We start from the raw sequence: 11,533 nt of genomic DNA, 5'->3' as shown, positions 1-11,533 counted from the left end.
CTGAAATTGACAATGCTTATTTTTTCACTAAATGTTGGTCAAAACATTTAAATCTATTGGTTTTATTAACCAACCCTGAATAAGGTTAAAAAACCAATTAATAATTAAAATATTAAAAATCAATAATTTAAAATTTATTTTCAGGGTGGCACAACCTTTGATTAAGTAATTACGACTAATTACTTAAAGAGACAAGGAATACCACTATGAATAACTCACTTAAATTAACTACTGCTGCGTTACTTGTATTAGGGTCAACTCAAGCAAGTGCTACTGACTTTGAATTAGATATCAGCAACACAATTACACAATCTGTTAAAAGCTATGTTCAACAAGCGAGTAACGAGCTGAAGGAAAGCGTAATGAACAGCATTGAGTTTGATGCTCAAAAGTTACTAGATACTTACATGAGTGAAGATGCAATTGCTTCTAAAGAAGAGTTAAAAGTTGCTCAAGCTCCTAAAGCAACAAACAAGCAGTAAGGAAACAAGACAATGAGTAGTGAAATCAGCTTATTTTTACTTATGGTTGCACCGGTTTTGAGTTTACTCAGTGCATATGCATCAATCGAATTATTTCGTAACGTTGCACAATGGTTCAACTTCTAAGGTACAAAGTAGATATTAAGATTTCATGAAATATTGATCGGCGGATTAAAAGCGCACGTAATTAAAGGCATGTGGTTTTAGAATAGTAGACTTTATGAAGCGTGCGATTTTTCCTTTACCGGTTTTTATTTTACCTGAAGGGTTCACCAAGCTAAGAATTTTTGAGCAGCGTTACTTAACGATGGTCAAAGAAGCTGTACAAGATAACACTGGTTTTGTGCTGTGCACTTACCAACACGATACAGATCTTAACTTGCCCGAAATTGGTTGTTTAGTGCAAATAACCGACTTCAATCAAGATGATAATGGTCAATTACTAATTGATGTATATGCTGAGCATGCAGTGTCTATGCATAACGCTTTTCAGGATAAGCAGCAACTTCGACATGCTGACATCGAAATAATTACGTCACCTTCATGGTACGTAAGCACGCCAATTAATGACGAAAACACTTTATTGAGTGACACACTTCGTGCTGTATTTGCAAATCAGCCTGATTTAGCAGGTCTATATAAAACCCCACAATTCGATAACCTTGCTTGGGTTGTTGCCCGCTGGCTTGAAATTTTGCCTATTTCATTAGTTAAAAAACAACAACTTGCCTTTAAATCTAATTTTGAAAACTTGCTAAGTTTCCTCCATACTCTAATTAACAACGAATTTACTGATTAATGTGATCTCACATCAACTTTTTGGCGTATAAGTTTTTACGACAATAATTGGATGACACAAAGATGGTAAGTCAACAACTTCAAACAGGTTGTAAACCTAACACAGGTCAATACTCTGCCATGCCAGATACACCAAGCAAAGAGCTTGCTGATGCCTTATTTGCTGTTGCTGCGCACCGTGATAAACGTGCGTTTGCAGTGCTGTTCCAATATTTTTCGCCAAAAATAAAACGTTTTGGGATCAAACAATTCGGTTCTGAAGCGCAAGCGATGGAATTAGTTCAAGAAACACTAACCTCAGTTTGGCGTAAAGCTCATCTTTATCACAAAGAAAAAGGGGCGGCGACAACCTGGGTATATACAGTAATGCGCAATGCCTCTTTCGATATGCTAAGAAAAATGAAGAGCAGTAAAGAAGAGTGTATTAGTGAAGATATCTGGCCATTGATTGATGAAGCCGAGCCGGGCCAGCACGAATTTAGTGACCACTTAGAAGATAAACAGATTAAACAATACCTTGATAAATTACCGCTTGCGCAACGTGAAGTTGTCCGCGGGGTGTACTTTCAAGATATGTCGCAAGAACAGCTTGCTGAGCATTTAAATATTCCCGTAGGCACAGTGAAATCTCGTCTTCGCTTAGCCTTGCAGAAGTTACGCAATGAAATGGGAGATCACCATGATTAAGCACCATCCTAGCAACGAATTACTTGCCAAGTTCAGTGAAGGTAATCTACCTGCCACTTTGAGTGTTGCAGTCGCTATTCATGTTGAAATGTGCCCTGTGTGTCAAAAAGAACTCGCTGCGCTTGAAGCAAAAAACGCTGACAATGTATTTACTGAATCAGCTAGCGACCTGGATGATATGTTCGATAAAACTCTTTTTGATGCCATCACCGCTGATGAATCAATTGATGAAGTTTACGAGCAAGAACAGGTGTTGGTTGATGTTAAAGATAAAACCTACACTTTGCCTAGAGCACTTACGCGTATTGGCCACAGTAACTTTATGCAAATAGGTAAACTTGCCCGCTCTCGTATTGATTTAGAGGATGGCCCATTACGAGCAAGCCTGCTTCATATTGATGCGGGTGGTGAAATACCTGAGCACACACATACTGGATTTGAGCTCACATTATTATTAGATGGGGAGTTTAGTGATGAAGACGGACATTATGTACCAGGTGACTTTATGATGTTAGATGGTCGTCACAATCACACACCAAAAACGATTGAAGGGTGCTTGTGCTTTACAGTTGTTAGTAGTGCCCTACACTTCAATAAAGGTATTAGTAAATTACTGAACCCAATTGGAAATCTTATCTATTAGTAGAGTTTATATGCAGCAATCGACAATTAAAATTGGTTTAAGCGCCTGCTTAGCAGGCGACAAGGTTCGCTTTGATAGCGGGCACAAAAAATCTAATTTTTGCATGGATGAGTTGGCTAACCATGTTGAATATAAAAAGTTTTGTCCTGAAGTAGCGGTAGGGCTACCAATCCCTCGACCAACTATTCGTCAAGTGCGTGTTGGCGATACTATTAAAGTGTGCCGCCCAGATGGCACAGGCGATGTTGGCCCTAAATTAACAGAATACGGTAAGCGTGTTGCGACAGAACAAACTGCAGAATTAAGCGGCTTTGTGTTTTGCGCTAAAAGTCCTAGTTGCGGTATGGAACGTATTAAAATCTACAACGAAGCGGGTACAGGCAATACTTCAGAAGGGGTGGGTTTTTTTGCAGAGCAAATAATGGCACATAACCCATTGTTACCATGCGAAGAAAACGGTCGTTTAAATGATATGCATCTTCGCGAAAACTTTGTAATGCGTGTTTATACCTACAAGCACTGGCAAACACTAAGCGAGCAACCACTCACAGTACATAGATTGACTCAGTTTCATGCCCAATATAAGTACTTATTGATGGCACATAACTACGAAGCTTACCGTAGTTTAGGAAACCTACTTGGCACTTTTGATGGCGAAGATATCCAAACTTTGGCTGATGAATATATTTTAGGGTTAATGACAGCCCTTAAAAAACCAGCTTCACGTAAAAATAACGCTAATACATTAATGCACTTGCAAGGTTACTTTAAGAAATCACTTTCTAAGGTTGAAAAGCAAGAACTACGTGATGCCATCGATGAATATCGCCAAGGGTTAGTGCCACTTTACGTACCACTTACGCTAATTAAGCATCATTTAAAAGTGCATCCAAACGAGTATCTTGCTAAGCAAGTGTATCTTGACCCCTATCCGAACGAATTAAAACTACGCTACGGAATTTAATGAATACATTATTTTGGTTTAGGCGCGATCTGCGCCTTTTTAATAACGACGCTTTGTATCAGGCAATCGAAAATGGTTGCAGAAATGCGGTATTTTTTATTACTGAAAAGCAATGGCAAAAGCATGTTGTGGCTGCTATCCAGCTAGATTTATTAAAGCGTAGGCTTAGCTTCTTGGGGGAGCTTTTAGCTAGCAAAGGCATTGAATTACATATTATTGATGCAGCTGATTACGCCGGTTGTGTTGAAAAATTAGCGTCATTTTGCGAGCAACATCAAGTAAAAAATGTATACGCTAACAACGAATATGAGCTTAATGAAGTAAACCGAGATAAAGCCTTTTTACAGCACGCTGATAGTAAAGGGATTGCTTTTTACGCATACGATGGCGATGTAATTGCGCCACCGGGAAGCATCAAAAATCAAAGCGGCGAAATGTTTAAAGTATTCACGCCATTTAAAAATGCATGGCTAAAAGTTTATCAAGACACCCACTTTTATTTTGCTGAGCCGCCTAAGATGTTCGAACCCATTGAGTGGCAGCCAAGTGAGTTATTAGCCTCAGACGGAAGCTCAGAAAAGTGGCCTGCAGATGATGAAACGCTCAGCCACGTTTGCGCGCGCTTTATTGAAGAAAAACTCGCAACATATCAAGACCAACGAGATATCCCAAGCATTAAAGGCACCTCAGGTTTAAGCCCTTACTTAGCACTTGGCATTATTAGCGTTCATCAATTATTGGCACTGATCCAACAGCGCCACCCTGATGTACTACGCAGTAGTAAAAGTAACTTATTTTGTTGGGTTAACGAACTGATTTGGCGTGAATTTTACCGCCATCTTATCGCGATTTATCCGAACCTAAATAAATACGATAACTTTAATGAGAAATACAACGCCGTGAAGTGGCGTGATGATGACAGCGACTTTAAAGCATGGTGCGAAGGTAAAACAGGCTATCCATTAGTTGATGCTGCAATGAGGCAACTACTGCAAACTGGCTGGATGCATAACCGTTTACGCATGGTAGTCGCGAGCTTTTTAACCAAGCACTTATTAATTGATTGGCGTAAAGGCGAACGCTTTTTCATGCAGCATCTTATAGACGGCGACCTTGCCTCTAACAACGGTGGCTGGCAATGGGCTGCAAGTACGGGGTGTGATGCTCAACCGTATTTTCGAATTTTTAATCCTATCACCCAAAGCGAGCGATTTGATCCAGATGGTGAATTTATCCGTAAATATTTACCAGAGCTGGAAAAAATACCTGCCAAACAAATCCATTTTCCGCATGATTATTTAGCGAAACAGGGTAAGTCGAGCAGTTATTGGCCAGCAATTGTTGATCATAAAGCCGCGCGAGAGCGAGCGCTAAACGCATTTAAGGTGTGACATGGACAAGGCGATCCTTGATAGGTTTATTAGTGTTTATCAATCACTCAATAAAGACAATTTACAGTTACTGGATGAAATTTATCACCCAGATATCCAGTTTGCAGATCCTTTGCATGCGGTAAATGGTCTTGGGGAGCTGCGTGACTATTTCAAAAACCTCTATGCCAATGTGCTTTCTTGTGAATTTGCTATCGAAGACAGCTATGTGACTGAAAATATTCAGAGCAAAGATGACATCGCGTTTATTTATTGGACCATGCATTATCGCCATCCAAAGCTCAATAAAGGCCAAGCAATCTCGGTTGCGGGTCATAGCCGTTTAAAATTTGCTGGCGATAAAATAATCAATCATCGCGATTATTTTGACGTAGGTGCTATGCTCTACAGGCATATTCCAGTGCTTGGCTCGGCTGTGAAATACATCGATAAAAGAGCGAGTGCATAATGACGACATTAATTACAGGTGCAACCTCAGGTATTGGCGAGTCATTAGCAAAGCTTTATGCAGACAATAATGAACAGGTCATTGCATGCGGTAGAAATACAGAAAAGCTTGCTAAATTGAGCCAGCATCAAAATATAGAGTCTTGCCAGTTTGACGCAACCGACCTTCAAGATATTCGTTCGAGCACAGTGACTTATACACAATTTGACCGGGTTATTCTAAATGCTGGCAATTGTGAATACATTGATGATGCTCGCAATTTTGACAGCAGTTTGTTTGAGCGGGTGATCACGACCAACTTGCTCAGTATGGGCTATTGCCTGGAGGCGTTATTACCAAAAATAAAGCCCGGTGGTCAGCTGGTGATCGTAAGCTCTAGTGTGACTTATTTACCCTTACCACGCAGCCAAGCATATGGTGCGTCTAAAGCCGGTGTAAGTTATTTAGCTAATAGCTTAGCGGTTGATTTAAAAGATATCGATGTCACTTTAGTTCACCCAGGTTTTGTTAAAACGCCGCTTACAGACAAAAATGACTTTCCAATGCCTATGGCTGTGAGTGCAGAAAAAGCGGCAAATTATATTTATAAAGGGGTCGCGAAAAGGCGCAAAGAAGTGCACTTTCCGCACCGTTTTACCTTCATTTTAAAATTTTTAAGAATGCTTCCTACGCCACTTTGGCTGAAGCTTGCAAAAGGATTATCACGTTGAAAAAAGTGGCTGTTATTGGATCTGGCATAGCGGGTTTAAGCTGTGCGCACCTATTGCATAAGCACTACGATGTAACCGTATTTGAGAAAAACGACTACATAGGTGGCCATACTGCAACCATAGACGTAAAAGTTGATGGCGTTGAGTACGCTGTTGATACAGGCTTTATTGTCTTTAACGACCGAACTTACCCATATTTTGAAAAACTACTTAAGCGCTTGGGCGTTGAGCGTCAGAAAACCCAAATGAGCTTTAGTGTGCATAACGAACAAACCGGCTTTGAATATAACGGCCATACTTTTTGGAGTTTGTTCGCACAAAAGCGCAATATCTTTCGCCCTAAATTCTGGAAACTTTTAAAAGACATTGTTCGCTTTAATGATGTCTGTAAATCATTGCATGCTGAACAAAATTACAAGGAAAATCAAACCCTAGGTGAGTTTTTAGACGAGCATGATTTTAACGAGTTCTTCCGTTTTCATTATATCTTGCCGATGGGCGCTGCTATTTGGTCAACAAGCATTAAAGAAATGGCGCAGGTTGGCGTAGAGTTTTTTGTTAAGTTCTTTTATAACCACGGTTTGTTGGATATCACTAATCGCCCGCAGTGGTATGTTATTCCGGGTGGCTCTCGCGAATACATTAAACCTATGATCCAAGGTTTTGCTGATAAAATTCGTTTAAATAGTAATATCAGCTCGGTATCTCGAAAAGATGACAATGTGCATGTTCATTTTGATGATGGCCACAGTGAATCATTCGATAAAGTTGTGTTTGCTTGCCACTCAGATCAAGCATTAAAACTGTTATTAGATCCGACTGAAGACGAAAAAAGTGTTCTATCAGCGATACCTTATACGGCTAACTCAGTGGTACTACACACTGATACTACACTGCTACCAAAACGCAAAGCCGCATGGGCGAGCTGGAATTATCTGTTAAATAACAACACAGACAAAGCTGCTGTTGTGACTTATCAGATGAATATTTTGCAAGGCATTAAGAGCGACACGCAATTTTGTGTCACGCTTAATCACCTTGAAGGCATTAAAAAAGACAGAATTCTGCGTGAGTTTACTTATCATCATCCGGTATTTAATAAACAGTCGATTGCCGCTCAGCAGCAAAAGTCTCTTATTGACGGTAAAAATAATAGCTATTTTTGCGGTGCGTACTGGTACAACGGCTTCCACGAAGACGGTGTAAGAAGTGCTGTAAATGTGGCAAAGCAACTCGGAGTCGAGTTTGAATAGCGCCATATATGTAGGTGATGTTCGCCACAGGCGCTTTGCCGTCAAAGAGCATCACTTTAAGTACCCGCTTTATATGATGTGGGTTGATTTAGCTAAGCCTGATGAACTTAATGGTGTTCATCCTTGGCTTGGCTTAAGTGGCTTTAAGGCGCTCAAATTTAATCAGAGCGACTATTTTAATTATCAAACCGATATGCAGCTGCCACTCAAACAGCGTGCACTTAATAAAATTAAAGAGCTTGGCATTGACGATGAATTTGCCCATGTTTTTATGCTCGGACAGGTGCGCTGCTTAGGAATTTATTTTAGCCCGGTTAATTTTTTCTTCTTTCAAACTAGTTATGGCGAGTTCACTCACATGCTTGCTGAAGTCAGCAATACGCCTTGGAATGAGCGTCATTATTATGTCGTACCCCTTGAAAAAAAAGTGAACTTTAAAAAGGTTTTCTCCGTATCACCTTTCATGAACTTAGATATGAACTATCATTGGCATATTAGAATGAATTCTGATAACACCATGATTCATATTGAAAATAAAAAAGACGACACTCTTTTGTTTGATGCAACCCTGCGTTTGCAAAAGCACCCTCTCACGAAAGAGCAGGTTAGTGCCGTGCTTAAACAGTTTCCGGCTATGACGTTAAGTATTTTTAAAGGTATTTACCTTCATGCTTTGAAGTTGTTTTGCAAACGTGTGCCATTTATTGGCCACTCGGGCAAACAAGAGAATTCAACTAGGTGATGTGATGGAAAAAGTATCAAATTTAACGCAAGCCCAAACGACCGGCTGGATGACAAAGCTTTATAAAAAACTGGTAATAGGTGCATTCAATAGTATCAATGTCGGTTGCATTACCCTAAAAGAGGGTAATCAAAAGGAGCAATTCGGTGACATTACAAGTGATTTACACGCAACAGTCACGGTAAATGATGCTGCTATGTATAAGTCATTTGCTTTGTCTGGCAGTGTGGGGGCCGGCGAGGCGTATATTCTCGGCTATTGGGATTGTGACAACCTCACTAAACTTATTGAAATATTTGCCCTTAATCAAGAACAGCTAGATGCATTCGAGAAAAAATTCGCCTTCTTAAGCGGCATTGCGCACCGAGTTAATCACATTAAAAATAAAAACTCAGCAAGCGGTTCAAAAAAGAACATTGCGGCGCACTATGATTTAGGCAACGATTTATACAGTGCATTTTTAAGTGACGAAATGTTGTATTCATGCGCTGTTTACCCGTCAAAACAAGCTAGCCTTGAACAGGCCCAAGAGCACAAACTAGCATTGATTTGTGAGCAGGTTGATTTACAACCAGGTGATTCGGTGATTGAGATTGGCACAGGGTGGGGCGCCTTTGCGATTTATGCCGCAACGCATTTTGATTGCCATGTAACGACGACCACCATTTCTGACGAGCAACATGCTTATGTGGAACAAAAGGTCAAAGAGCTTAACCTTGAGCATAAAATCACGTTATTAAAGCAGGATTATCGTCTTTTAGAAGGCAAGTACGATAAGCTTGTATCAATCGAAATGATTGAAGCTGTTGGGCATGAGTATTTGCCTGGCTTTTTTGCAAAATGTCAGTCTTTACTAAAAGACAGTGGTGCAATGCTTATTCAAGCAATCACCATAGCTGATCAGCGTTACAGCCACTACCTTAAAAATTCCGATTTCATCCAGCAGTACATTTTCCCGGGTGGCTGTTTGCCTTGTTTAGACGAAATGAATAAGCAAATAAAGCAGCAAACAGACATGGTTGTGCATAGTGTAAAAGATATTGGTGTTCACTATGCAAGAACACTGGCTGATTGGCGCGAGCGCTTTGTCGCTAGCTGGCCTGAAATAGATAAAGTCAAATTTGACCAGCGATTCTATCGTTTATGGTTATTTTATTTAGCTTACTGTGAAGGTGCGTTTAGAACCCGTGCTATCAGTACTGTGCATTTAGTTGCCCGTAAACCTCGTTTTGGTCATTCAGGCGATGATATCGCGCTCGATTATTAATTTTGCTTTGTTTCAAGGAGTCTGGTTTATGGCCTTACTCCTTGAGCATAACTCTCTGATACCCGCTTTAGCTGTTGTCGCTTTGATGATTTATCTATCAAAGCAACGCCAGCAAGATAGTTGGCTACTCTTATGTGGCTTGCCTCTCGCACTGGGCTATGAATGGCTTGCCAGCAGCTTAAATTTACTTGCCTTTAAAGTAAGCCCTTTTCCTTTATGGCTTGCTGTACTTTGGGCTGCACTGCTTTTAACCATTAATACTTCGATGCAATTCCTACAAAAGCTGCCTTGGTATATTGCATGGGGTGTTTGTGTGTTATTTGCTCCTGCTAGTTACTACGCTGGAATGCGCTTTGAAGTACTTAATACTGAGCTTGTTCTTTGGCAGTTTTGGCTTGTGTATGGCTTAGGTTGGGCAAGTATGTTTATGGCTATTATCGCTATTAATAAGCGATTTTTAACGGCTAAATGATCAGTTTTAGGTGGTTTTTCGTAGTGTTTGATAACACAACTTTAAGGATTATTTGATGAAACAGTCACTTAATTTAAGTTTATTTGCTGCGTTATTGTTCTCTGCGGGCGTGTATGCAAATGGCTTTAAAACGGTTGGCCAAGCGAAAATGGAGTATTTGTTTTGGGATGTTTATAACGCTAAATTAGAGACCCCATCGGGTTCGTATCAGTTTGGCCAACACCCCAGCAAACTTACACTTACTTATTTGCGGGATTTCGATGCGAAAGACATCGTCAAAGCAACCAACGAGCAATGGCAACATTTAAAGCTCAATGACATGGTAGGTACTTACGATAACCAATTATTAGCCCTTTGGCCTGATATCAAAAAAAACGATTCGTTGTCGTTTCAAACCAACGAGCAAGGGATCGGCACTTTCTACTTTAATGATAAAAAACTAGGTCAGATCGATGATAATAGATTCGCTGACAACTTCTTAGCAATTTGGCTAAGCGCCGACACGTCTGAACCATCACTTCGTAAACAGCTTATTGGAGGGAAACATGATTAAGCTCAAAGCACTCTTTATTTTTGCTATGGTACTGTTAATTACCAGCTGCTCTGCGCCAGATGTTGATTATTATCAAGGCACAGAGCCTAAGTTTGACTTTAAGCAGTTTTTTAGTGGTGAGCTCAAAGCCTACGGCGTTGTGCAAGACCACAAGGGCGAGTTAACTCGTAAGCTGGTAGTTGACATGCAAGCATCTTGGAACGGCAATCAGGGAGTGATTGACGAGCAATTTGTTTATGATGATGGCGAAACGCAAACCCGTGTTTGGTACATAACCATTAATGATGATGGCAGTATCACAGGGACAGCATCAGATGTGATTGGCGAAGCAAAGGGGGAGAGCAATGGAAGCGTGTTCCATTGGACATATTCTGTCGAGCTTCCATATGATGGTAGTACTTTAGTGGTAAACTTCGATGATTGGATGTACTTGGTAACACAATCACGCTTGATAAACCGTACCGCTATTGATAAGTTTGGCTTTGAGGTCGGGGAAGTTACCTTGGTTATCGAGAAAATTGAATGATGATTTAGCTATCATAAAATTTTGTGATGGAAGTTAAATTAAGTCTTTATTAATACTGATGTCACTAACCTTGTGACTGATAGTTAAATAGTAGTCATTTTTGAATAAATTACGTAAAAATAGCAATTTGCTGTTGCTAACTTCTCAAAAATGCATAAAGATAGGTTTTGCGAAGGCAAAATAATAACGAATAGGAATCTAACAATGAATAAAGCTCAATTAGTTGAAAAAATTGCTACTGATGCAGAAATCTCAAAAGCGGCAGCAACTCGTGCACTAGATGCATTCACTGGAGCAGTTACTAGCTCTCTTAAAGAAGGTAACTCAGTAGCATTAGTTGGTTTCGGTACTTTCTCAGTAAAAGAGCGCGCAGCGCGTACTGGCCGTAACCCACAAACTGGTGCAGAAATCCAAATCGCAGCAGCAACTATCCCAAGCTTTAAAGCGGGTAAAGGTCTTAAAGACCAAGTTAATCCTTAATAGGGTAACTTACTAATTATTGAAAAAAGGGCTTATAGCCTAATGCTGATCAGTTAAGAAGTTGATCAGTTGACCGATCAGAATGATCATGCACAATCCGTAGTTAGGCAACTAACT

15 protein-coding genes are annotated in these 11,533 nt (G+C 40.2%); all 15 read left to right on the top strand.

Features of this window, described 5'->3' with window-relative positions; translation table 11 throughout:
• Window positions 1-206: 206 nt before the first annotated feature.
• Entirely contained in the window at window positions 207-482 is a 276-nt protein-coding gene (locus tag HUS62_RS14885) for a hypothetical protein (RefSeq protein WP_175080145.1), read from the top strand.
• Between the two features lie 220 nt (window positions 483-702).
• On the top strand, window positions 703-1,281 hold the full coding sequence (locus tag HUS62_RS14880; RefSeq protein ID WP_175080144.1) for an LON peptidase substrate-binding domain-containing protein: 579 nt from the start codon (window positions 703-705) through the stop codon (window positions 1,279-1,281).
• 62 nt (window positions 1,282-1,343) lie between these two features.
• The gene (locus tag HUS62_RS14875) at window positions 1,344-1,967 is read left to right on the top strand and encodes a sigma-70 family RNA polymerase sigma factor (protein WP_063707542.1); all 624 of its coding nucleotides are present in this window, start codon (window positions 1,344-1,346) and stop codon (window positions 1,965-1,967) included.
• On the top strand, window positions 1,960-2,610 hold the full coding sequence (locus HUS62_RS14870) for a ChrR family anti-sigma-E factor (protein WP_175080143.1): 651 nt from the start codon (window positions 1,960-1,962) through the stop codon (window positions 2,608-2,610). Before HUS62_RS14875 ends, HUS62_RS14870 begins: the two co-directional genes overlap by 8 nt.
• A 10-nt stretch (window positions 2,611-2,620) precedes the next feature.
• Window positions 2,621-3,574 (top strand): DUF523 and DUF1722 domain-containing protein, encoded by a 954-nt coding sequence (locus tag HUS62_RS14865; protein WP_058584142.1) that lies wholly within the window; start codon window positions 2,621-2,623, stop codon window positions 3,572-3,574.
• Entirely contained in the window at window positions 3,574-4,965 is a 1,392-nt protein-coding gene (gene phrB, locus HUS62_RS14860; protein WP_175080142.1) for a deoxyribodipyrimidine photo-lyase, read from the top strand. Before HUS62_RS14865 ends, phrB begins: the two co-directional genes overlap by 1 nt.
• A 1-nt stretch (window position 4,966) precedes the next feature.
• Complete coding sequence (locus tag HUS62_RS14855) at window positions 4,967-5,413, top strand: nuclear transport factor 2 family protein (RefSeq protein ID WP_175080141.1); 447 nt, start codon at window positions 4,967-4,969, stop codon at window positions 5,411-5,413.
• The gene (locus HUS62_RS14850) at window positions 5,413-6,123 is read left to right on the top strand and encodes an SDR family NAD(P)-dependent oxidoreductase (RefSeq protein WP_175080140.1); all 711 of its coding nucleotides are present in this window, start codon (window positions 5,413-5,415) and stop codon (window positions 6,121-6,123) included. Before HUS62_RS14855 ends, HUS62_RS14850 begins: the two co-directional genes overlap by 1 nt.
• Window positions 6,120-7,376 carry an NAD(P)/FAD-dependent oxidoreductase gene (locus tag HUS62_RS14845; protein ID WP_175080139.1) on the top strand — a complete coding sequence of 419 codons (1,257 nt, stop codon included), beginning with the start codon at window positions 6,120-6,122 and terminating at the stop codon, window positions 7,374-7,376. The genes HUS62_RS14850 and HUS62_RS14845 overlap by 4 nt, the downstream gene beginning before the upstream one ends.
• Window positions 7,369-8,118, top strand: coding sequence for a DUF1365 domain-containing protein (locus tag HUS62_RS14840; RefSeq protein ID WP_175080138.1), 750 nt, complete (start codon window positions 7,369-7,371; stop codon window positions 8,116-8,118). Before HUS62_RS14845 ends, HUS62_RS14840 begins: the two co-directional genes overlap by 8 nt.
• A gap of 4 nt (window positions 8,119-8,122) precedes the next feature.
• Window positions 8,123-9,385 carry a cyclopropane-fatty-acyl-phospholipid synthase family protein gene (locus HUS62_RS14835; RefSeq protein ID WP_175080137.1) on the top strand — a complete coding sequence of 421 codons (1,263 nt, stop codon included), beginning with the start codon at window positions 8,123-8,125 and terminating at the stop codon, window positions 9,383-9,385.
• A complete protein-coding gene (locus tag HUS62_RS14830; RefSeq protein WP_175080136.1) occupies window positions 9,363-9,857 on the top strand; it encodes a DUF2878 family protein in 495 nt (164 codons plus the stop codon). The genes HUS62_RS14835 and HUS62_RS14830 overlap by 23 nt, the downstream gene beginning before the upstream one ends.
• A 55-nt stretch (window positions 9,858-9,912) precedes the next feature.
• Window positions 9,913-10,410, top strand: coding sequence for a chalcone isomerase family protein (locus HUS62_RS14825; RefSeq protein ID WP_175080135.1), 498 nt, complete (start codon window positions 9,913-9,915; stop codon window positions 10,408-10,410).
• On the top strand, window positions 10,403-10,936 hold the full coding sequence (locus HUS62_RS14820) for a DUF3833 domain-containing protein (protein ID WP_054562353.1): 534 nt from the start codon (window positions 10,403-10,405) through the stop codon (window positions 10,934-10,936). The genes HUS62_RS14825 and HUS62_RS14820 overlap by 8 nt, the downstream gene beginning before the upstream one ends.
• Before the next feature lie 204 nt (window positions 10,937-11,140).
• Window positions 11,141-11,416, top strand: coding sequence for an HU family DNA-binding protein (locus HUS62_RS14815; RefSeq protein WP_004586404.1), 276 nt, complete (start codon window positions 11,141-11,143; stop codon window positions 11,414-11,416).
• The last annotated feature ends 117 nt before the right edge of the window (window positions 11,417-11,533 follow it).

Origin of the sequence: Pseudoalteromonas sp. 0303 (assembly GCF_013349995.1) — a bacterium.
Lineage (GTDB): Bacteria > Pseudomonadota > Gammaproteobacteria > Enterobacterales > Alteromonadaceae > Pseudoalteromonas.
Note: the sequence above shows the minus strand (reverse complement) of the source record. Positions and strands in the feature narration are given on the sequence as shown.

Coding starts and splice junctions, on each gene's coding strand:
- HUS62_RS14820 (WP_054562353.1), top strand. CDS start 10,403: ATGATTAAGCTCAAAGCACTCTTTATTTTTGCTATGGTACTGTTAATT.
- HUS62_RS14825 (WP_175080135.1), top strand. CDS start 9,913: ATGAAACAGTCACTTAATTTAAGTTTATTTGCTGCGTTATTGTTCTCT.
- HUS62_RS14870 (WP_175080143.1), top strand. CDS start 1,960: ATGATTAAGCACCATCCTAGCAACGAATTACTTGCCAAGTTCAGTGAA.
- HUS62_RS14885 (WP_175080145.1), top strand. CDS start 207: ATGAATAACTCACTTAAATTAACTACTGCTGCGTTACTTGTATTAGGG.
- phrB (WP_175080142.1), top strand. CDS start 3,574: ATGAATACATTATTTTGGTTTAGGCGCGATCTGCGCCTTTTTAATAAC.
- HUS62_RS14830 (WP_175080136.1), top strand. CDS start 9,363: ATGATATCGCGCTCGATTATTAATTTTGCTTTGTTTCAAGGAGTCTGG.
- HUS62_RS14850 (WP_175080140.1), top strand. CDS start 5,413: ATGACGACATTAATTACAGGTGCAACCTCAGGTATTGGCGAGTCATTA.
- HUS62_RS14815 (WP_004586404.1), top strand. CDS start 11,141: ATGAATAAAGCTCAATTAGTTGAAAAAATTGCTACTGATGCAGAAATC.
- HUS62_RS14855 (WP_175080141.1), top strand. CDS start 4,967: ATGGACAAGGCGATCCTTGATAGGTTTATTAGTGTTTATCAATCACTC.
- HUS62_RS14880 (WP_175080144.1), top strand. CDS start 703: ATGAAGCGTGCGATTTTTCCTTTACCGGTTTTTATTTTACCTGAAGGG.
- HUS62_RS14865 (WP_058584142.1), top strand. CDS start 2,621: ATGCAGCAATCGACAATTAAAATTGGTTTAAGCGCCTGCTTAGCAGGC.
- HUS62_RS14835 (WP_175080137.1), top strand. CDS start 8,123: ATGGAAAAAGTATCAAATTTAACGCAAGCCCAAACGACCGGCTGGATG.
- HUS62_RS14875 (WP_063707542.1), top strand. CDS start 1,344: ATGGTAAGTCAACAACTTCAAACAGGTTGTAAACCTAACACAGGTCAA.